This window comes from Acinetobacter parvus DSM 16617 = CIP 108168 (assembly GCF_000368025.1).
GTDB classification, from domain to species: domain Bacteria; phylum Pseudomonadota; class Gammaproteobacteria; order Pseudomonadales; family Moraxellaceae; genus Acinetobacter; species Acinetobacter parvus.
On sequence record NZ_KB849212.1, the window covers coordinates 270,950 to 292,778 of the forward strand.

Below are 21,829 nucleotides of genomic sequence, written 5' to 3' on the forward strand. Positions count from 1 at the left end.
TACTAAGACAAACCTAACCGTTATGAAATCAAAATAATTAGAGATATATGAAAAATAAAATCGTATATCCCTTTTCAAAAAAGCTAATCATTAATCTTGAATCAAGATCATTTTCCTTCAGCTTATAGTAGACCTCTTGCGTTAGTCAAAATTTGAGCAGGCACGACATTGGATTTATAAAGTATTGCATAAAGTTCAAATAATTAAAAAACCTACTTTCGCAAGAAGTCTAGTCATTCAAACTATTTAAAATAATAGCCGAGTGTATCGTCCTTTGAATCACCCCACCCCGTCCATATCTGATTCAGTTTTACGTAATGCTGATTAACGCTTTGGACTTTATATAAATAGCTACGTGGTGGAGAAATGTTATTTATCCGTACTTTCTCAATCAGAATGAAGGTCTTGTCATCTAACCATCTTACTCTCAACGATAATGGGTCTTGGCATTGCCCCATTTCAGCATACATTGCAGCATCTTTACCATTCTTGGAAAATGACAAGCCTGCACATTCTACATCAGGTAAATCTAAGACTAGTCGTTTTCCAACTAAGCTTTCTTTTGCGCCTGCACAAGCCAGCGTAGAAAGACTTAAACATAATCCTGCAAATATTATTTTTTTCATTTGATATGACCCTTTATTTATTTGGAGGTTAAAACACATTGTCAATAAAACCACACTGTAAGATGTACTGTGGGGAATTAACTGAACTGTCATAAAGGCTGATAAAAGCAATCATGTTATTCAGATCAGAGGTATAAGGTTTACTCGTGACGAGAAGTTTTTTAATCATCAATGTCATTTTATTGTTGTCCTTATTTTCTATTACCGATTATTCACATTAAACCAGTAGGAATATTCTTTAGGCTGACCATTCACCAGAACATTACTAAGTTTGACATCGTAGATCACGTTCAATTTCAAATCGTCAAAGCTAAACTGGATATGGTTAGGAACTCCGATATTTTCATAGCGGATATTACTGATTTTCTGTTTAACTCCACTACTTCGTTCAGTGACGACAACAGTAGCTTTGGCATAATCCACATTTCGATTGGCAAAGAAATTCTTTTGATCGGTTAAAACTGAAATCGAGAGAATTGAACCCGCCATATAATATTTGGCTGGATAGTTGTGGTAGGGATAGGCAATCACACCGAGTGGTGCAGTGGTTGGATTGTCGAAGGGATAAACCACTTTGTAGGACGTACCGACCACATAAGGGAATCGGGTATCTTTAAATGATGGCGCATTAACTGAACCATACGCCGATTTTTGTAAGAAAGGATTCAGCATCCAGAGGCGATGCCCCACATCTCCTGCAAACAGATTTAATTTGTCATGCACCATATTGGTAATGCTTTCGGCAGGTGAATAGTCATATTTATTCTGTCTTACCCCCATTTCCAAACTACTGGTCCTTGCACCTACCGCACCAATATCTGAATAGCAGTTTGTGTTTGATTCTGGGTAATGGGTCAAGATGTTGTTTGCAGCAAGAATCAGCGCCGTCTGCATCATCTCATCTTCATGGGCATAGTCGTATGTAATACTTGGCAGCCCATGCAAGGCACGAACCGTATTGATTTCATTTAAAAATTCATTTCTAAAATTTGCACTGAGCTTGCCTGCATAACAGTTGTTGATATCGGGTGCCTCGCTCATGGATGAAGCTTTAAATACATCAAAACTGATGGTCAGGCTCTCTGCTGCCAGTGTTTTGGTATCACCCTCCTGGGTGAGTTTAAGGGTACATGCCCCCGCACCAATCCCCTTGAGTTCTCCCAGACTATACGTACAGGTTGATGAAGAAAGGCTACTGATCGTGACAGGAAGTTTGGCACTTGATTCAGCATCCAGTGAATACACACTCTCCGTCAGAACGTATTTTATTTTTAGCGGGGTAATGGTTTGCTTAAGCTTATTCACGCACGCATTATTTTCTAGATATTGATCGGCAGCACAAGTCACATTGACGGTCATGCTGCTATTCAATGCTAGAACTTTTGCCGTGCCTGCCTGTGTCAATCCCAGAGTACATTGTCCAACCTTTAGAGCTTTGAGTTCACTGCCATTTACACTACAGATGTTGGGAGTGTTACTGCTAAAAGTCACTGCCAGCCCTTGATCTGTCTGAAGCGATAATGGATAGCTTTGACCTTGGATCAAGTTACTCAATGGGAATGCCTGAATATTCTGCACTGCCTTGTTTTTACATACCCCCTCTTCCAGATATTGGCTTTCAGCACAGGTCACGGGCTTAGGATTGGTATTGTCACTATTAGAATTTTCCGTTCCACCGCCATTGGATGAACTTGAATCTCCACCCGAACTACCGCCACCACATCCGAGCATTACAGTACTGATTGCCATCATCAGAACAGATGGCATAAACGATCTTGAAATCATCATGATTGACTGCCTTAAATTTTTATATTGTTGTTATTGATAATGATCCGCTGATAGTAGCTGACGGATTTCACTGGCCATTTGTGGACTACGCCAAGGAAATAGGACTTTTAGGCTGTAATTCGGTTTGAATGGATCTCGTGTGCCGATATTGACTTGAAACTCTAGTTTCATCGGTGTGCGATGAACCTGTTGATTGACATGCGTTCCCATCATTGGATTGCTGATCACAGTGGTCGTGGTTCTAAAGTGATCTTCGACTAAGTTGTAGTGTCCGACGGAGGTGATGTAATCAAAGGGATATTTCACGAGACGTTGATCAGGCTGATCAAACAGGATAATGGTTTTATCTTGGCTATTAATCCAAACACCACGGTTTTGGTAGTTAAAAGTTTCTCCTTGACGCTTGAGTTGTTCAGTCATCCCGTCAAAGTAGGTATTTCCATATTCATAAAGGTAGTAAAGGATCACAAACCAGAACAGGTCAAAGCCAAAGAAGATGTAACCGAAAGCACCAAAAGAGAAGATTTTGGCAACGATGAGAAAGATCACGATGGGTAAGACCACACATTTTATAAAGAGCTTAGATTTTTGTGGACGGTGTTCAATGGGTATGATTTTGGGTTTGCTTAATTCAGTCATGGTTGTTTCCCGCATGTTCAATGCAATGCACAATCACCAGCAGATATAAAAAGGTTTATTTTTTTATAGGCGTGACTTAGCCATCCACCGTTGGATTGTTCTTGTAAAAATATTGTTTGAATACAGACGAATAATAATAAATTAGCCGTATCGCCCTCGTTGCAAAGCACAACAAGGTTGAACATGGGGTGAGGCACAAATTAGAAAAAATTGGTACAGCATGAGAAGCTCCTTGAATTTTAAGAAGTTCTGCCATATCACTGCTAAATAATGGTGGCAGAACAAAAGAGGGTTAGCAGACTGGGATCCAAGGAACCAGCACACCCGAAGGTGTCCCCCTTCCGTCCTACCATAAAGATAAAAGGGGGACGAGAAGGTCCACAAAAAATAGACAAGCTATTTTCCGTGCTGGATCAACGGTCTGCTAAAACCGACTGGCAATGTAGGCCAGCGTGCTCATATTAGTTTTATCCAAGAATTTAGTCAATTTCACCATGCGATAAAATTCACATTATCCTTTGGAAAGAATCGAGTTAAGTGGTTGATTTTTCCCATAGGCTCAAATTGAACCCATCGATTTTGCTTATTTTGATTTTATGGATAAGTCTAAAATGTTTATAAGAATAATTATTAGGCTGACATATCCGTCAGCAGATATTTTTAATAAACAGTTTTTCAGCCGTCAGAAATTTAAAACATCTCCAGCAGAATCAATCAATTAATTAATGTTAAGATATGTAAAAAGATCCAATCACAGCGTTGACAGCTCAAGCGATATCCAGTTAAGCTAACTCTACACAGCAAAATCTGTGTTCAGGCGTAGGAAACCTGATATTATCTAGGTGCAAATAAATGTCGCACTTGCGGCTAATTTTTTGTCTACTGTTTAGCAGTCGTTATGGCAGTTTGACAGGACAACCGTAAGGTTGGCTGAGCCTAGATTCAGTATTTCCTACTCCTGTTAAGCTGCCACCATCATCGTAGGAAAATGATGGCGGTAAGTAATTAAACTTATCTAGGACTACTGCTATGAACGCAATTCTTCATGGTGCAAACTCTTGCACACCTAAAAAACAAGCCTCGCAACTGATTGTTGAACTTGGCAAAACTATTTCAAATCCTCAACGTCAAACACTCGCCAATCTTTATATTGCTGTTGACACCGCAAATTCCTTACTCAACGAGCTTGAACAAGCCGATCAAATTATTCGTCAATGCATGCATGAAATGAATGATGAGCAAATTCTTAAAGTCGCAAAGCTCAATCAAAATAACAATTTATCGTCGCTCTGGGCATTTCGTACACATCAACGTCACAAGATGATTGAACGTGCACAACGTGTGCTATTTGGAGCTGGTCATGTCCAAGGCTAAGAAGAATAACAATCTTCTGATTTCGGGAGACTATCCTTTAATTGCTTCGCCGACGCTTGCAAAAGCGTATGGCGTTGCGGCCGCCGGTTTTCTGTAAAAATTTTATTATTATTAATAAAAACAACGAAGAAGGAAATTTTGCTCAAACCACTTATGATGCTATCTAACCTGATTAAAGAAATATTACGAAATCGATTGAGCTCCTCTGATTAAGATATCAATTGTTAATTCCACATTTGATAATTTAGTCTCTGAGTTTAGTGTAGGAACCAACCCAAATATAATAAATCTAATTTTCTACAAAAAGTTGAGATTCTGCGATTATATCGGGTAACACATAATAATTAAGTTCAATCATATCGCATGGTTTTAAAAATACCCTTGTGATTAAGTGCGATTTCTCGTACTAAATCACATTCACCCAAGATATCGCAATTTATTTGCGACTTGCAAAGCTGTTCACTACCTATTTCCTTAGACAGAATCGCAATATCGCACTTATAACAACAATAAAGGATTTAATTCTATGTATACAGATTTATTAATGGTTTCTAATCTTAAATGATTGGATTGAATTAGCTCCATCAAGATTTCATCAAAATATTTCACTTTCCTCAAATGTGAAGGAGCCCCTTTTAATGCCAAAGTTTTTAAGATTCGATTAGTATTCTGTTTGTTACACTTTGCAGTCAGATTTTTAATTAATTTTTCAGCATCACTTTCTTTATCTACTTCAACTTCTGTATATCTGAGCCATTCATTGAGTGAAAATCGAATTACTTCACACGCAACTGATAATATTTCTTTACTGATAAATGCTTTACCTTCAAAGTATGTAAGAACTGTAGCTAACCGTCGTGCAAGCTGACTTGCACGACTAGCAAAAGCTTGTAAATATTCATAACATTTTCCTCGTCCTTGCAAAAGTTCAATTTCATTATAAAATGCGAGGTCAACTTTTTTTGCCTCGTCATCTAACAGAATAACGTAACGTTGATTAGTAGACTCATTTAATAAAAATTTACAACGCTCCCAATACGCAATTAACCTGCAATCTGAACTGGCATCTTTATCTTGGCTTTCTTTATTCTGAAAACGTCTACCCGCTAAATTTTCAGGAACAGTAAGAATAAATCTTGCTAAAAAACCTTGGCCTCGAAGAACTGGATCTTTTAGAGCCTCTATTAAGATTTCCCTTTGTCCTTGCAAATTGAAAGTTAGTCTTACATCATGTGCCCTACCACTACCATTCAAATTAGATTTAGATCTAGTACGTTCAACTGATCCGTCGTCAAATAACTTTGTGAAACTTGCTACGGCTAAGTTACGTGTATCAGACTTCATCGTATGTCCACCAAAAAATTGCCCTGCCTCATCACTTGAAATCGAAGCGTCAATAATTGAGCCGTCAATATATAGACCAAGTAATGACTCAAGAGTAATATCACTAAATATGCTTGATGGGTCTTTGGGCTGATTATTTTCAACTAAAAAAGTCTTTTGTTCTTTTTTTACACAACTTGCTAAAGCATGAGTCCATTCCTGAAAGTTTTTCTGATATGCATCATACTTTCGCCGTTCATGTTCTTTAAGAGCATAATCTGCAAGTCTTTTACTTGTACTTTTTCTACTTCCACTTTGCCCTTCCGTAAGCAAAAATAAAGCACATGGTTCACCATAAATACTATAAAAATTAGGTGCATTTACCTTGCCCTGTGCAATATGCGAAATTGTACCCAGCACACATTGTGCAGCCATCGCAATGGGCGCTTGAACATATTCCGAAATTGCTTCAATAGCTTCTTTAATAATTTGAGGAAATCCATCAATTGGATAATCTAGTCTATCTGCCACAGTAAAAGATCCTGGTTGAATAATACAGCCCCAAGCCTCTGTTGTTTTGACTGTAGAATTAAGGCCATTTTGATCAGAAGAGCTATTTAAACTAAATTCTCCAATTTTAATTTGTTTATCAGAATCATTATCCATTATGGCTAGTATTTTTCCGTTATCAAACATTACAAGATCATCAACTTTTTTAAGAAAAATCTCCCTTACTGCTTAAAATTTATCAGCAGCAAACTTGAATTAAAGTTTTGGAAGGGAGAGAGATTTAATTTTATAAAATCAAATAACTATTTGATTTCACCTATAAATTTCAAAATTTCATTCCGATTCCAACGTAACAAGCGACCATGACGCTTTGGAAGAATTGGACCGGTCTCGTAGATAGCCCATTTTCGTAAAGTCTGAGGCTGAAGTCCTAGAAGTTTTGCTGCTTCTGCCGTAGTACAAAGTAATGATTCTGACTTCATATCGAAGCTCCTTTAAATAACATTACGTACTTTTTAGTTGATTTATGCTGTATTGTTTATCTTCAAGTTTATTTGCTTAAGTTGACAATTGACCTTAAATCATGATCATGAATGAAATCAAAACGTCTCGTATACGAAAAAATGCCATTAACTACCTAAGAACCATTATTTGGTATGAAAATATAAGTATTAACGTGAGTATAAAACGTCGAATCGCTGTTGAAATTAATAAGGCCTTTCGATTAGGGCCTGATCCAACCGAAACAGAAAATTTACTTTTTATAGCGAATGCGAATAGAGTCTCAGAATTTTTTGACCAACAAGAGTCAGCCATTTGGTATAAATATAGTTTAGGCACAACTGCACCAAATAAAAGTACGCTTGAGATTTGCGAGGTAAAAATTCCTGAATCATCTCTCTACTTTCAACATCCTATTTGGAAATTACTTGAAAGATTTCCAACACATGAAGATCTAAAAATATTCTATGCAACCCTACCTAAAAAAAATTTAGATTATTTACTTAAAAAACTTCCTATGGATTTAACTCAATCTAATGCAGGTGATATTTGGAGACAGTGGAAGGGAAAGCCTCAATTCTTCATGCTTGTAAATTTTTTGGATTTTGTTGGATATATCGTATATAGCTATTACAAATGTATATACGAATTAAAATTTGAGCAAGCCAACAATGTACACAAGTTTTTAACACAGAATATTCAGTTTATTTTGGATAATCTTCGATGGTGTTCTGTCTATCTGTTGGATTTACTATTCTTGCATATACGACAACCGAATCAATCAACTATAACAAATTGGATAGAGTTAATATCTCATAGTGAAATAAAAGAATCGATTATTAAAGTAAGAAAAATGAAACGTTTCGTCCGAATGCAACAATCAATGGATGAATTTAAGAAAAGATTTATAGAGCTGCACTATTTAGAGTAAGCCTATTGTTAATCGATAAAAATAACCAATGATTTATAGTTGATTTATTTTGCTTACCATACGCTTACTAATTTTTTAAAATCAAAAAAACACTTAGGATTGGTACACCTAAGTGGTTGTTTTATATGGTGGGCCCAGACAGACTTGAACTGTCGACCAACGGATTATGAGTCCGCTGCTCTAACCAACTGAGCTATAGGCCCTAAACTTTGATCATATACTTGATATGAAAAATGCGACTAGATCTTAATTAAATTTAACTTAAATTACAAGCAGATGATTTTATCAAGTCGCTAAAAAACGAAGTAAAACCAAAAACTGCGCTGATTCTATCTGATCTCTGCATCTTGAGTAAAGATAATATCTGCATATTTTGATTAATTAAGAAACATCCAAATTTCTTTTTAGTGTGGAATTTTAGGATATGTATTTTCTAAAAAACTCGCATTACACTGCTGCCATTCATCATTCATTTGTCATGTATTTCTGCCATGAAAAAATTCTTAGGAAAATCTATTTTTAAAGCAACGGGTTGGACATATAATGTCAATCCAGCCATTTTAGAAAACAAACAAGTTATTATTGGCTTTGAACACACCTCAAATCTGGACACCATCCTGTCACTTGCACTATTTGAAATTTTAGAGCTTAAAATCCATACGCTTATCAAAAAAGAACTGTTTAAAGGCCCTCTTAAAACGATTCTGGAAAAGCTTGGTGGCATCCCTGTTGACCGCAAGGCCAGCAAAGATATTGTCACACAAATGGTTGAGTTGTTTAATCAAAATGATCATTTCAACCTTGTGATTGCACCTGAGGCAACACGTGCCAAAGATGGCGAAGAACGCAAGCCAATTCGGACTGGTTTCTGGCATATTGCCAAGGCAGCCAATGTACCCATCATCCTGATGTACGCCAATGCCAAAACCAGGCAAGGCGGTATTTTAGGTAAAATTTATCCAACCGACTTGCAGCAGGATTTAGAAAAAATCAAAACCTTGTATGCCGAATATGGCATCGATGTGAAAATTCAATAGCGTTTGTTCTGTTCACGTTAAGATCATCAGGCCAATTTTAAATTTGGAATATCAAATACGGTTGTTTTCAACAAAACCATCGCTATGCTAATATTCCTGCACTTTTTTAAGTTTTAATTTTTGGAGTTATTTCCATGGCAGGTCATTCTAAATGGGCCAACACAAAGCATCGTAAAGCAAAACAAGATGCCAGCCGTGCTAAAGTCTTTACTAAATATATTCGTGAAATCGTTACAGCAGCGAAACTAGGCGGTGGCGATCCAGCCAGCAATCCCCGTCTGCGTGCAGTGATTGAAAAAGCACTTTCAGTGAATATGACGCGTGATGCAATCAACCGAGCTGTTCAGCGCGGTGCAGGTGGCGAGGATAATGAAGATTTAAACGAAGTCACTTATGAAGGTTATGGTGTGGGTGGTGTTGCCGTTCTGGTTGAAACCATGACAGACAACTTAAACCGTACTGTGCCAGACGTCCGTCATTGCTTCTCAAAAAATAATGGTAACCTAGGCACATCGGGTTCAGTGGCTTATTTGTTTACCAAACGCGGTGAAATTAGCTTTGAAGATGTGTCTTTAGAAGACAAAATCATGGATGTGGCGCTGGAAGCTGGTGCAGAAGACATCGAAGTTTCTGAAGATGGCATCCTGGTTATTACCACGCCAGAAAGTTTTGGTGATGTACAAGATGCCTTGAATGCTGCGGGTCTAAAGTCCGACAATGCAGAAGTGGTCATGAGCCCATCAACCAAAGCTGAAATCACAGATATTGATCAAGCCAAGCAAATCATGAAAATGATTGATATGTTTGAAGATCTGGATGATGTTCAAAACGTCTATACCAACGTTGAGTTCTCTGAAGATGTTTTAGCGCAGCTTGATGTCTAAACCACTCAGATGAATAAAAAATGCATCTTTTTAGATGCATTTTTTTATAGCTTGTTCAAAAGCTTATAGCAGTTAAATACGTTATATTCCTTAATCACAAAGCTTGAATGTAGTGCAACCACGCTGTCAATCTTGCCAATACGGCGTAACAGGATTTCACTGTAGTCATCCATATTGCGAGCCACCAGTTCCAGAATAAAATCTGCACTCTGCCCTGTCACTAAAAAGGCATTGGTGACTTCTGGAATATCTTCAATTTCTTGCAGGAATTTATCAAAGGTTTCACTATCATGCTTGCTCAATGAAACTTGTAAAAGAATATGTAAGCTAAAGCCGAGCTTATTAAAATTAATTTCCCGTTTGAGCTGTCCCATCACCTGAGACTCAATCAGGTTCTTGATCCGACGGTGTACTGAACTGACAGATAGGTTAATACGCTCTGACAGTTCATTCAGGTTGACATCCTCATGGGTCAAAATTTCCAGAATCTGTTTATCAAAACGATCTAATTCCATTGTACAGTCCTCAGTCTAAAATTAGGTGGCATCGGAACTGTTCTCTTATGTGTAATTTTTGGGGGGATCAAGGGAAAAACATACGTTTAACTTTTGACCATACTACATAGATAATGTAGACACTATTCCGATAAACTTTTGGCTTATCTTTGTCTCAAGCTCGAAACCAAACTTTTTAAATCACGGTTCAACTGTCTCCCAAAAGTTGAACAACTGGTTTCGATTCCCTTGCGGAACTTATCGTTCCTCACCCTGAAACATAAGATAGCAAAGCTCTTTCATAATTATTTCCCTCTTTTCATTTTTTTTAAAGCAATTTTGGAAATAAATTCCAATTTTTAATTAAAAAAAGGAATTTTCTTTTAGATATTAAACTCATTAATCATTTTTTCTTATATCTTGTGAAAGATGTCTATTTTTTTCTCATAAAAAAGCCCTAAACATTTTAGGGCTGATGTATAGCGGAAAATTTACATCCCTCGCCAATCAACACGGGCATTACGCTCAGTGGCATAAATACGCTGTGCATATTGTCCAAGTGGTAAATCCAGTAAATAGTCGTGATACTGCTTTAATTCGTCTGAGAACTGTTCAATATCATCATTTTCCAGTTCCCACGGTGTTCCCTTGATCACCAGCAAGGGTGCAAGGACTGAACAGACCGAAATATCAGCCAAACCCAGACGATCCCCCACCAAGTAACGCCCCTGATTATCAACCAGACGCTGATTTAAATCGGCGATTATCTCTGTCATGCGAATTTTGGATTTAGCGACTTTTTCGGGATTAAGCTTATAGTTGGTTGAGACCAGACTTTTCAGAATTGGTTTAGAAATCTTCTCAAACTGGCGTAAATAGCCTTGTTCACCCATCATGATTTCAAGCGGATGATCACCCACTAAAAGTGCCTGTGCCAGTGACCAGCGGCGTACATGGATACCCAGCTCATTTGCCAGTTTATCAATTTGCAGCGCCTGATCACGCAATTGCTCATCCCGTCTTAACAGTGTATGTTCAGGATAGGTTGCATCCAGATATAAGGCGATTTGGGTCGAATCAGCAATCCAGCGTTTACCATCTTTCAGCATTGGCAATAGGTATTGCCCTGACTTGAAATAGGTAAACGCACGATGAAAACCAGGAATTAAATTATGTGCCACATAGTCCAATTCCTTATGATCCAACAACCAGCGAGCTTTTTCACAATAATGAGACAAAGGAAATTGGTATAAAACCCGCATAAATTCTCCAAATTTATTTTTCTATTCGTTCAAACCTAAGGTTTGCCATACTTTAGAAGTAAAAATGAATGATTACAATGTCATTTTTTTCCTATCTCCTGTAATTTGGGCGAGATCGACTTTTCATTCCAGCCATGACCTGACTTTGTCATGGCTTTCATGTAAAATCAGCAGCAATTTTTTAAATAACACATTTGTGAGTGGTTTCATGGGTTTTAATTGCGGTATTGTTGGTCTGCCAAACGTAGGTAAATCTACATTATTTAATGCATTAACAAAGGCAGCCATTGCTGCTGAAAACTTTCCGTTCTGTACCATTGAACCCAATACAGGGATTGTACCTGTACCAGATGCACGTCTGGACAAACTTGCGGCGATTGTAAAACCTCAGCGTATTCTGCCAACCACCATGGAATTTGTTGACATTGCAGGACTGGTTGCGGGCGCATCCAAAGGTGAAGGCCTCGGTAACCAGTTCCTTGCCAACATCCGTGAGACGGATGCGATTGCCCATGTGGTGCGTTGCTTTGAAGATGAAAACGTCATTCACGTGAATGGTAAAATTGACCCGTTGGATGACATTGCCACCATCAACACTGAACTTGCACTGGCTGACCTTGATACTGTTGCTAAAGCATTGTTACGCTTAACCAAAGCAGCAAAAGGTGGTGACAAAGATGCCATTGCAACCAAGGCAGCTTTGGAAAAAATCCAGCCTTTACTGGATGAAGGTAAGCCAGCACGTGCAGCAGACCTTTCTGATGATGAGCGTAAGGCAGTCCGTGGTTTTGGTTTAATGACACTCAAACCAACCATGTACATTGCCAATGTGGCGGAAGATGGTTTTGAAAACAATCCACATCTTGACGCCGTAAAAAAATTGGCTGCTGAGGAAAATGCGATTGTTGTTCCACTTTGCAACCAGATCGAAGCTGAAATTTCATTACTGGAAGATGAAGACCGTGCTGAATTTCTGGAAGCGATGGGAATGGAAGAGCCAGGCTTAAACGTGGTGATCCGTGCAGGTTATAAATTACTTGGCCTACAAACCTACTTTACTGCAGGTGTACAGGAAGTCCGTGCCTGGACCGTTAAAGTGGGTGCCACAGCGCCACAGGCGGCAGGTGTGATTCACACGGACTTTGAAAAAGGCTTTATCCGTGCTGAATGTATTGCATATGATGACTTCATTCAATACAACGGTGAAAACGGTGCGAAAGAAGCGGGTAAATGGCGTTTGGAAGGCAAAACCTATATTGTTCAGGATGGCGACGTATTGCACTTCCGTTTTAATGTGTAATCATTTATAACAATGTAATGGAAAAGACCTTAGAACGATTATTCGCATGAAATACCAACCTACGACGTTTATTGATTTTACTCATACTCGTCGTGTTGGGCATCATTGACCTTGATGGCGTCAAGGCAGTCAATGACACTCAGGCAAATCACTGTGACCAGCGTATTAGAGCATTATTTCAGGAAAGTGGTTTAAAACAACAATACCGCGTGGACTTTAGTATGGGTTTAGCAATCTTGACTGAACTACCTGAAAATCTTGAGGATGCAACCAAGATTGCAGACCAGCTCATGTATGAGTCAAAGTCTTTGGGTAAATCTCAAACCACCATTCAAAGTTTTACGAATACTGAACCAGCATTTTAGGCTGGGCTCAAACAGCGATTATTTGACGGCACAATAAATAAATTTCTTGTAAGATAATAAAATTCTAGACTTCATATAGGACCACTTCATGCAAGCCATTATTCTGGATACTGAGACACATACACTGAATGGTTTGCCAATCGAAATCGCCTATGCGCCGATTAAAATTGAAAGTGGAAAATTAAGTCTGGATAAGAGCCAAATCTTTGATCAGCTTTATCAGGTCAATCAACCCATTTCCTATGCGGCAATGGCCGTACACCATATTCTGGAATCAGATTTGGTCGATCAGCCCAATTACCGTGAATTCCAGCTACCAGAACAGACGAGCTATATTATTGGACATAATGTGGATTATGATATTGCCGCAATCGCACGCTGCGGGGTTGATACATCCAAACTGAAACCAATCTGCACCCTTGCCCTGGCCCGCCATGTTTGGGAAGATGCGGAAGCACACAATATTTCAGCCCTGATTTATTTAATTTCAAAAGGCAGTGACAAGGCGCGGGAAATGCTTAAGGGTGCGCACCGAGCCGATGCCGATATTATCCTGACAGCCAATATCCTGATGCACATCATTCACCGCCTCAATATTCAGGATATTGAACAACTTTATATTGCTTCAGAAGAAGCTCGTATTCCAAAGAGCATCACTTTCGGCAAACATAAGGGTACTGCCATTCAGGACCTGCCTACCGACTATATTCAATGGTTACTACGTCAGGATGATCTTGACCCTTATTTACGCAAGGCACTGGAAACTCAGTGAGCCAAATACTCCATAACGTGTCGCACTGTTAGATTATTTTCCACTTACTCCAAACAAGACAATGATATTTAATAAATTGTTAACATTATTGTCATCTATTCACCGTATCTTAATCTCCATCTAGTTCTTGGCTGGGGGAGATCCAGAAATGTCACATTTTTTTAAAACGGAACTTGGGCAAAATGCGTTGCAGCAACGCAATATTGAGCTGACCGCACGTCAACGCCGTTTATTGTTACTGATTGATCACGAAGACTTTCAGGACCTAAACCATGACTATAAACAAAAAATTGCCCCGACAGAACTGGTGCAACAACTGATTGATATGGGTTTATTGGCGCAGCAAGCTACGCAACCCCCAGTAAAAAATGAAATAAAAGAAGATTTAAGTGTTCAAGTCAACGAAGTGAACAGTTCAGAAACATCCGCTATAAAAGAAGTATCTGAAATCAATACTGTTCCTGTCCAGCAGATTCAACCAGAAAATATTTCACTGGAAAAACTCGCTTTTGTTGAAATTCAGCAAGTGATGATTCAGACCTTAACCACCTATTGCGGCTTGATGGCTCGTCCACTGGTACAAAAAGTTCAGTCCATTAAAACGCTACAACAATTGAAAGCGTGTCAAATGCAATGGATTACCTCATTACAGGAATCCCGTATTCCACCAACCCAACTGAATCAAACGCTAAAACTGATTAATTATTCAGTTCAGCATTTATCATGCTGATTTTGTAAAAATGGCTGAATAAAAGCAGAAATCGTTGTTTTAATAAACAATAACAGCCTTAAGCGAAGTTATATACTTTACCTATGTGCTTTTTTTGCCTATGATGTGGCTCGCACGCGCTCATAGCTCAACTGGATAGAGTACAGGTCTCCGAAGCCTGTGGCGTGGGTTCGAGTCCCGCTGAGCGCACCATCTTCTTAAGATACTTCCCTTTCTGTGATCGTTCTGTTTTTAACACGCCATAAACCTGTTTTTCCACTTGGTTTATTCTTTTATATCGCTCAAAATACGCATTCTATTAAATAACGTGAGACGTTCATGACTGATGCTTTGGTGTTGAGCGATTTGTCCAAAACTTATCGTAATGGTTTTCAGGCATTAAAAGGTATTGATTTAACTGTGCCTGAGGGTGAATTTTATGCACTACTGGGTCCAAATGGTGCAGGTAAATCAACCACAATCAGTATCATCAGTTCCTTAACCAAAAAGACATCGGGTTCGGTTGAAATCTTTGGGCATAACCTTGATACCCACCCCTCACATGCCAAACAATGTCTTGGTGTCGTCCCACAAGAGTTTAACTTTGGTCAGTTTGAAAAAACCTTTGATATTCTGGTGACCCAGGCGGGTTATTACGGTATTCCGAAAAAACTGGCTGAACAACGTGCCGAACATTATTTAGAAAAACTGGGGTTATGGGAAAAACGTAATATCCAGTCACGCATGCTGTCTGGCGGGATGAAACGCCGCCTAATGATCGCCCGTGCCATGATGCATGAACCCAAACTCTTGATTTTGGACGAACCAACTGCGGGTGTGGATATTGAGCTACGCCGTTCCATGTGGGATTTCCTCACTGAAATGAATGAGAAAGGCACTTCAATCATCCTGACGACACACTATCTGGAAGAAGCAGAAATGCTGTGCCGTCGTATTGCCATCATTGACCGTGGTGTGATTAAGGAAGATACCAGTATGAAAGGTTTCCTTAATCAGTTGAACGAAGAATCCTTTATTTTCGATCTAGCACGACCGATTGAGCATTTACAACTCGATATTATCGGGTTCAAGTTTAATCTGGTCGATCCTGTGACTTTGGAAGTGACCATGGACAAGGCGCATAACATGAATGACCTGTTCCTGATCCTGCAATCACAGAATATTCAGGTCAACAGTATGCGGAATAAATCCAATCGTCTGGAAGAATTGTTCGTGAAAATGGTCGAGAAGAATCTTGCGGGAGCGAATCAATGAACTTCAATCAGCTTAAAACCGCACTCTGGACTTTGGTTGTTAAAGAAATTCGCCGTTTTATGCGGATTTGGCCACAAACCTTGCTGCCACCTGCCATCACCATGAGTTTATACTTTGTGATTTTCGGCAACCTGGTCGGCTCACGTATTGGTGAAATGGGTGGCTTTAGCTATATGCAGTTCATTGTGCCAGGCCTGATTATGATGGCTGTGATTACCAACAGCTATGCCAACGTCTCATCAAGTTTCTTTAGTGCAAAATTTCAAAAAAGTATTGAAGAACTGATCATGAGCCCTGTGCCCTTACACCTGATTCTTTGGGGTTATGTGATTGGCGGTGTAAGCCGTGGTGTGCTGGTTGGCTTGATTGTAACCCTAATGAGCCTGTTCTTTACCCATCTGGAAATTTACAATTTATTTGTGACGGTCTACACCGTCATCATTACTTCGTTGTTATTTTCACTTGGTGGTTTTATCAATGCCGTTTATGCCAAGTCATTTGATGATATTTCGATTATCCCGACTTTTGTATTGACCCCGCTCACCTATCTGGGTGGTGTCTTTTATGCGATTAGCGCGTTAAGCCCATTTTGGCAAAACCTGTCTTTAATCAATCCAATTGTCTATATGGTCAATGCGTTCCGTTACGGTATTTTAGGACACAGTGATGTCAATGTATCCTTTTCATTGAGCATCGTGACACTATGCTGCGTTGCCCTCTATGCAATTGCCTATCATTTATTAGCTCGTGGTTCAGGAATGCGTGAATGAGTGTTGAACTTTCCTTGTTGGGCAAAGACACCCAATACCCAACTCAATATCAGCCAGAGGTTTTGTTTCCAATTGCCCGCGCTGATTCCCGTCAACAATATGCACATATTGACGGCATTAGTCAGGGTAAGGATTGGTGGCATGTCTTTGAAATTTCATGGTTAAACCAGCTCGGTTTGCCACAGGTGGCGATTGGCCGCATCACCCTGCCAGCCAGTTCCCTCAACCTGATTGAATCAAAGTCGCTCAAGCTATATTTCAACAGCCTGAACTTTACCCAATTTCAGTCAAGAGAAACATTTATTGAAACAGTGGAACGTGACTTGTCTCAGGCTGCTGGTGCAAAGATTGAGCTACAACTGTTTCAGGTCGATGACTTGGCCATTTCCAAACCGACAGGCATCTGTATTGATGAGCTGATTCCTGAACGCCTGTCTGAACACCCAGACTCAAGCTTGCTGCAACTCGACTCAAGCAGTCAGGATCATGTTGAAATTGAACTGTATTCACATCTTTTAAGAAGCAACTGCCCTGTGACAGGCCAACCTGACTGGGGCACGGTTTTTATTCGTCTGCAAGGCAAAAGACCTTGTTATCGCAGTATGTTAGCCTATATTATCTCTTACCGTCAGCATAATGGTTTCCATGAGCAATGTGTTGAGCAAATATTTGCGGATATTTGGCAACTGCTTCAACCAGAAAAGCTGATGGTTTATGCAACCTATACACGCCGCGGGGGGCTGGATATTAACCCATGCCGTGTATCGGATTTGTCATGGATGCCCGAGCCAATTCGTCTGGCACGACAATAAAACGATTGACATCCTCCCCGACCTAAAGGACGGGGATTCCTACTGCTAGATGGCAATGTCCTGCCACGAAACAGATACTATAGTTCTCTGCTTCTTATTCCAATGTAGTCCTACCTTTCGGATTGCAAAGAGTGCACGGATTACAATGGGGAAAACTGTTTTTTTCGTGTTGTATCAGTCTGCTGACTAAAAATATACAACGTAATTATCATAGCACATGGATTACTAGATTCAAATGTTTTTAGCAATCCTAGCTAATCCCCACAAGGGGGACTAGCGGATTGCAGCCTTATATCCTCGGGCTAAACCCCGAGGTTTTACGGCTATTCGGATAAATTTGATATAGAGGACGTTCTTCAATGACCAGTTATTTCGGTATTCTTCCATCAGCAGGTTTGAGTCAGGATATTAAACTTGCACAAGCCAACCGTGACAGTAAAGAACCACAATATCCGTTGCGTGACAAAATTTCTCTACAGTTGACTGATGAATTATTAGATAACATGCTGATTAAGCTGGTTCAAAAGTTTCCGCCAAGTGATAAGCGTGACACCACCGAGAAACTTGCAATCAAAATCCGTGGCATTGTTGAGACTTTACTTAAGCAATTATTAGGCAAGGCATCGAACGAGCAGGTTCTTGAATCGTTGTCGTTTATGGAAAAAAGCCTGTTTACTGACAATGATGGTCAACAACGTATTGGTACGGTTCTACCTGATACGCTGGTCGCTGACATGAAAAAAAGCTTTGCAGAAGTCGCTGCTGGAAATGGCAAGGCACAACGTGATGCATTAACCCAGCAATTTAAAACTTTTGCTGATGCATTGACTCACCACTTCATGACCGAATTTAACAAAACGCTGGGTCTGGGCATGATGAAACGCGGTGTTGCGAGCGTTGCAACCAGTGGTGTCGAAACAGCCGTTCACATTGTGATCAACAAGCTCATCCCAGGTTTAAGCCAAGGTGAACTTGAAGTATTTGCAAAACATTTTGATCAGTTATTGGTTCAAAAGTAATTCAGCAAATGATGCAAAAGCGATGGTCATGAAACCATCGCTTTTTATTGGGCGTATGCACTACAGCCCTACTCATCTATTAGGTTGATTTATAGCATTTTATGGTATAAATCCTATGAACAAATGTATTGCCATTTCATTCTATAGATTGAATGCTTATAAATGTCACATTTTCTAAATTTGCACGCTCTAAATCCGCATTTATGTTAGCATTCGCCAAGCATTGATTTCCCGATCTACACTCGCATGGCACCTAGTTCCCAGTATAAATTTCTACGTCAAGCGCCGCGTGACGGCTTGAGCACAGCAACCCAGTTATCCCGTTGGCAACAACTGCATATCGACCCCTGGCTTTGCCTGTTTCTTGTGCTGAATGCCCTGCTGGGATTGACCGTTTTATATAGTGCTTCTGCTCAGGATGTCGGCTTGGTTAGCAAGCAGGCCATGAGTTTTGGCATTGGCTTTGTGGTCATGTTCAGTCTGGCACAGATTCCTCCCAAGGTTTATCAGGCATTCTCACCCTACTTTTATATCTTTGCTGTGCTGTCGCTGCTTGCAGTGGTGATTTTTGGTGAAGTGCGTATGGGGGCACAACGCTGGATTGATATTCCTGGTTTCGGTAGCGTCCAGCCCAGCGAATTTATGAAAATTGGCATGCCGATGATGATTGCATGGTTCCTGTCGCGCAAGGTACTACCACCCAGCTTTTCTCAGGTAATTCTGTCTCTGGTTTTGATTGTCATTCCATTTTTGCTGATTGCTGAGCAGCCCGACTTGGGAACTTCATTACTGGTTCTTGCCAGCGGAATTTTTGTTCTGTTTCTAAGTGGCCTGTCATGGCGATTGATTGCGGCGGCAGCGGGTGCTGTGGCCGTGATCATCCCAATTGCATGGGAGTTTTTACTGCATGACTATCAGCGTCAGCGCGTCTTAACCCTTTTTAACCCTGAAGCGGACGCTTTAGGGACAGGCTGGAACATCATCCAGTCAAAAACAGCGATTGGATCAGGCGGGTTCTCAGGCAAGGGCTTTCTGGAGGGAACACAATCCCATCTGCACTTTCTGCCAGAAGGGCATACCGACTTTATTATTGCGGCCTATTCCGAAGAATTTGGCCTGATTGGGGTCAGCCTACTGATTCTGCTCTATTGCGCCATTATTTTCAGAACGTTCCAGATAGGCCTGCAAAGCTTCCATAACTATGGTCGTCTGGTCGCGGGCGCATTTGGTTTGTCCTTTTTTGTTTATGTATTTGTAAACGCTGGCATGGTCAGTGGTATTTTACCTGTAGTGGGTGTGCCTTTGCCGTTTATGAGCTATGGTGGCACTGCAATTATTACCCTTATGTCAACATTTGGACTGGTGATGTCTATTCATACACATCGATAATGAGGAACGATATAAACATTATGTTTCATCAAACTTTAAATAAAACTTTTAAACTTGTTACCTTGAGTGCCAGCCTATTTTTGAGTAGTAACTGGGCGCAGGCAAATGAATTTTTCACTCATCCCAATTATTTTGCATTTAAACAAAAGGCCATGAACACTTATGGCCTGAGCAGTGAGCAGGTAGATGCCGCCATGAGTGGGGCACGCAACCTGCCCAATATCCTGAATATCATGACCCGTCCTGGTGAAAGCAAGCCCTGGTATGAATATCGCTCAATGTTTCTGGTTGAGGGCACTATTCAACGTGGCGCTCGCTTTAAAAGCCAGTATGAAGATGCCCTGAATCGCGCAGAACAGCAGTTTGGTGTGCCTAAGTCGGTCATTCTGGGAATCTTAGGCGTAGAAACAGGTTATGGCGCCAATAAAGGCTCTTTCATCACACGGGATGCGCTTGCAACACTGGCCTTTGGATACCCACGTCGGGCAGACTATTTTGGTGATGAATTGGCAGCACTGATTGCATGGACATATAAGGAAAGCTACCCAACTAATAGCATCGTCGGTTCGTATGCGGGTGCAATCGGCTATCCACAATTCATGCCAAGCAACATTCAAAAGTTAGGCGTTGACTATGATGGAAATGGCCATATTGATCTAAGGAATTCAGCCGTTGATGCAATCGGTTCAATTGCGAACTATTTGGCCCAACATGGCTGGCAACGGGATCGTCCAATTGGCTTCCCCGCCCGCTATCTTGGCAACAATCCAGACAGCATTATTGCCAAGGATTTAACCCTGCCAACTCCGTATGGAGAGCTGAAAAGACTGGGTATTGCGCCTATTGACCCGTTGGTAAAAATAGATGATCTTGATTTAGTAAATGTTATTCAATTACAAGACCAATTTGGACCTATTTATTACATCACCTATCCAAATTTCCAAGTAATCACGACTTATAATAAGAGTCGAATGTATGCCACAGCGGTGTGGTTATTAGGCACTGAAGTCGCAGGAAGATAACCCGATTTTTTAAACAAAATCTGAAAGTCAATAAATTTATGGTTCAAAAAGGGTGTTAAATAATCAAATTTCATATTTTGTTACAATATTGATTATTTTTTAATCTAAAACTGTAAGTTTTTACCCTTTTTGTAACTATTTATCGTTAAAGACTAGACACACTTCGTAAGCGCTGAATATTATCCACCCAAGAAAAGTAATTGCAAAAGTGAATAATTAGACATGTGCACTGTATTTCAATGCTGTTTTGTTGAGATAGAAAAGCATGTTCTCTAGGAGTTTATACAATGCAGTTTTCGCTGAAATATATTCTAGCGCTGACGGCAGGCTTAAGTTTAAGCCCGTTACATGCTGAAATGGTACAATCATCATCATTAACAAATGATGTTGAAGGTTCTAATTTAGCAGCCCGCGTTTTGAGCAAAGATTCTCAAAATTTTAATTCTCGTTTTTCTAACGTCAATAGTCTTTCAATCACTGAGAGTTATGGTGACAAAGTACGTCGCCAAACAATTGCTGCTAAAATTGATATCCCTGAAGAAGAGCCTTCAGTGATTGAAAAACTTAACACTGTTGCGTCTAATACCGTACGTAAGTTTAGCCAAACTGGCGTAGCATCATGGTATGGTCGTCAATTTCATGGTAGTAAGACTGCAAGCGGTGAAACATTCGACATGAATGGTTTAACTGCTGCTCATCGTAGCCTGCCATTGAACTGTTACATTCGTGTGACCAATAAAGACAACGGTAAAAGCGTTGTAGTTAAGGTTAACGATCGTGGTCCATTCCATGGTAACCGTGTATTAGATTTATCTTATGGCGCAGCTAAGCAACTCGGTGTTACCAATGCCGGCACTGCGAAAGTAAGTATAGAACGCGTTGATGGTCCAAATTCTTAATTCAGGTTCATCAATTCGATAAAAAGCCACCTTGTGTGGCTTTTTATGTTTTAGGTTTCCAAAATTTTTATTTTCTTTAATTAGAGACATCATTTCCTTATCATTCCCAAGAATCATTTTGACCCTCT

22 protein-coding genes and 2 tRNA genes are annotated in these 21,829 nt (G+C 39.9%); 16 read left to right on the plus strand and 8 right to left on the minus strand.

Features of this window, described 5'->3' with window-relative positions; translation table 11 throughout:
- Positions 1–242 precede the first annotated feature (242 nt).
- The 3 genes from F988_RS07755 to F988_RS07765 form a co-directional block, all read right to left on the minus strand.
- A complete protein-coding gene (locus F988_RS07755) occupies positions 243–626 on the minus strand; it encodes a hypothetical protein (RefSeq protein ID WP_004679647.1) in 384 nt (127 codons plus the stop codon).
- Positions 627–827: 201 nt separating this feature from the next.
- The gene (locus tag F988_RS07760) at positions 828–2,414 is read right to left on the minus strand and encodes a CAP domain-containing protein (protein WP_004682298.1); all 1,587 of its coding nucleotides are present in this window, start codon (positions 2,412–2,414) and stop codon (positions 828–830) included.
- Between the two features lie 30 nt (positions 2,415–2,444).
- Positions 2,445–3,053, minus strand: coding sequence for a sortase family protein (locus F988_RS07765; RefSeq protein WP_004682300.1), 609 nt, complete (start codon positions 3,051–3,053; stop codon positions 2,445–2,447).
- 1,029 nt (positions 3,054–4,082) lie between these two features.
- On the opposite strand from F988_RS07765, the gene F988_RS07770 reads away from it, so the two are divergent.
- Complete coding sequence (locus tag F988_RS07770) at positions 4,083–4,427, plus strand: hypothetical protein (RefSeq protein ID WP_004682302.1); 345 nt, start codon at positions 4,083–4,085, stop codon at positions 4,425–4,427.
- Between the two features lie 498 nt (positions 4,428–4,925).
- On the opposite strand, the gene F988_RS07780 is transcribed toward F988_RS07770, so the two are convergent.
- Both F988_RS07780 and F988_RS07785 read right to left on the minus strand, forming a co-directional pair.
- A complete protein-coding gene (locus F988_RS07780; protein ID WP_228127136.1) occupies positions 4,926–6,446 on the minus strand; it encodes a DUF3987 domain-containing protein in 1,521 nt (506 codons plus the stop codon).
- 116 nt (positions 6,447–6,562) lie between these two features.
- The gene (locus F988_RS07785; protein WP_004679659.1) at positions 6,563–6,742 is read right to left on the minus strand and encodes a helix-turn-helix domain-containing protein; all 180 of its coding nucleotides are present in this window, start codon (positions 6,740–6,742) and stop codon (positions 6,563–6,565) included.
- A gap of 101 nt (positions 6,743–6,843) precedes the next feature.
- On the opposite strand from F988_RS07785, the gene F988_RS07790 reads away from it, so the two are divergent.
- A complete protein-coding gene (locus tag F988_RS07790; protein ID WP_004679660.1) occupies positions 6,844–7,692 on the plus strand; it encodes a hypothetical protein in 849 nt (282 codons plus the stop codon).
- A gap of 126 nt (positions 7,693–7,818) precedes the next feature.
- Here F988_RS07790 and F988_RS07795 read toward each other — a convergent pair.
- Positions 7,819–7,895: transfer RNA gene (locus F988_RS07795), tRNA-Ile, on the minus strand.
- 288 nt (positions 7,896–8,183) lie between these two features.
- Between F988_RS07795 and F988_RS07800 the strand changes: the two genes are divergently transcribed.
- Both F988_RS07800 and F988_RS07805 read left to right on the plus strand, forming a co-directional pair.
- A complete protein-coding gene (locus F988_RS07800; protein WP_004682304.1) occupies positions 8,184–8,729 on the plus strand; it encodes a 1-acyl-sn-glycerol-3-phosphate acyltransferase in 546 nt (181 codons plus the stop codon).
- Positions 8,730–8,863: 134 nt separating this feature from the next.
- Positions 8,864–9,613: a YebC/PmpR family DNA-binding transcriptional regulator gene (locus tag F988_RS07805; RefSeq protein WP_004682305.1), complete on the plus strand. Its 750-nt coding sequence runs from the start codon at positions 8,864–8,866 to the stop codon at positions 9,611–9,613.
- A 44-nt stretch (positions 9,614–9,657) separates the two neighbouring features.
- On the opposite strand, the gene F988_RS07810 is transcribed toward F988_RS07805, so the two are convergent.
- Together F988_RS07810 and F988_RS07815 are read right to left on the minus strand one after the other, a co-directional pair.
- Positions 9,658–10,128, minus strand: coding sequence for an Lrp/AsnC family transcriptional regulator (locus F988_RS07810; protein WP_004661600.1), 471 nt, complete (start codon positions 10,126–10,128; stop codon positions 9,658–9,660).
- A 470-nt stretch (positions 10,129–10,598) separates the two neighbouring features.
- Positions 10,599–11,369, minus strand: coding sequence for a glutathione S-transferase family protein (locus F988_RS07815; RefSeq protein WP_004682306.1), 771 nt, complete (start codon positions 11,367–11,369; stop codon positions 10,599–10,601).
- Positions 11,370–11,577: 208 nt separating this feature from the next.
- On the opposite strand from F988_RS07815, the gene ychF reads away from it, so the two are divergent.
- From ychF to F988_RS07875, 12 genes are all read left to right on the plus strand, one after another.
- Positions 11,578–12,669: a redox-regulated ATPase YchF gene (gene ychF, locus F988_RS07820; protein WP_004679664.1), complete on the plus strand. Its 1,092-nt coding sequence runs from the start codon at positions 11,578–11,580 to the stop codon at positions 12,667–12,669.
- 71 nt (positions 12,670–12,740) lie between these two features.
- Entirely contained in the window at positions 12,741–13,034 is a 294-nt protein-coding gene (locus tag F988_RS07825; RefSeq protein ID WP_228127228.1) for a nucleotidyl cyclase domain-containing protein, read from the plus strand.
- An 88-nt stretch (positions 13,035–13,122) separates the two neighbouring features.
- Positions 13,123–13,806 carry a 3'-5' exonuclease gene (locus F988_RS07830; RefSeq protein ID WP_004682309.1) on the plus strand — a complete coding sequence of 228 codons (684 nt, stop codon included), beginning with the start codon at positions 13,123–13,125 and terminating at the stop codon, positions 13,804–13,806.
- Positions 13,807–13,954: 148 nt separating this feature from the next.
- On the plus strand, positions 13,955–14,536 hold the full coding sequence (locus tag F988_RS07835; RefSeq protein WP_004679669.1) for a hypothetical protein: 582 nt from the start codon (positions 13,955–13,957) through the stop codon (positions 14,534–14,536).
- A 116-nt stretch (positions 14,537–14,652) separates the two neighbouring features.
- Positions 14,653–14,728, plus strand: a tRNA-Arg gene (locus tag F988_RS07840).
- Between the two features lie 126 nt (positions 14,729–14,854).
- Complete coding sequence (locus tag F988_RS07845; RefSeq protein ID WP_004682310.1) at positions 14,855–15,790, plus strand: ABC transporter ATP-binding protein; 936 nt, start codon at positions 14,855–14,857, stop codon at positions 15,788–15,790.
- A complete protein-coding gene (locus F988_RS07850; protein ID WP_004679673.1) occupies positions 15,787–16,560 on the plus strand; it encodes an ABC transporter permease in 774 nt (257 codons plus the stop codon). Before F988_RS07845 ends, F988_RS07850 begins: the two co-directional genes overlap by 4 nt.
- Entirely contained in the window at positions 16,557–17,372 is an 816-nt protein-coding gene (gene queF / locus F988_RS07855) for an NADPH-dependent 7-cyano-7-deazaguanine reductase QueF (protein ID WP_004682311.1), read from the plus strand. Before F988_RS07850 ends, queF begins: the two co-directional genes overlap by 4 nt.
- A 359-nt stretch (positions 17,373–17,731) precedes the next feature.
- Positions 17,732–18,391: a hypothetical protein gene (locus tag F988_RS07860; protein WP_004679678.1), complete on the plus strand. Its 660-nt coding sequence runs from the start codon at positions 17,732–17,734 to the stop codon at positions 18,389–18,391.
- 246 nt (positions 18,392–18,637) lie between these two features.
- A complete protein-coding gene (rodA, locus tag F988_RS07865; RefSeq protein ID WP_004682312.1) occupies positions 18,638–19,780 on the plus strand; it encodes a rod shape-determining protein RodA in 1,143 nt (380 codons plus the stop codon).
- A 20-nt stretch (positions 19,781–19,800) separates the two neighbouring features.
- The gene (mltB, locus tag F988_RS07870) at positions 19,801–20,802 is read left to right on the plus strand and encodes a lytic murein transglycosylase B (RefSeq protein WP_004682314.1); all 1,002 of its coding nucleotides are present in this window, start codon (positions 19,801–19,803) and stop codon (positions 20,800–20,802) included.
- 287 nt (positions 20,803–21,089) lie between these two features.
- On the plus strand, positions 21,090–21,701 hold the full coding sequence (locus tag F988_RS07875; RefSeq protein ID WP_004682318.1) for a septal ring lytic transglycosylase RlpA family protein: 612 nt from the start codon (positions 21,090–21,092) through the stop codon (positions 21,699–21,701).
- Positions 21,702–21,829 lie beyond the last annotated feature (128 nt).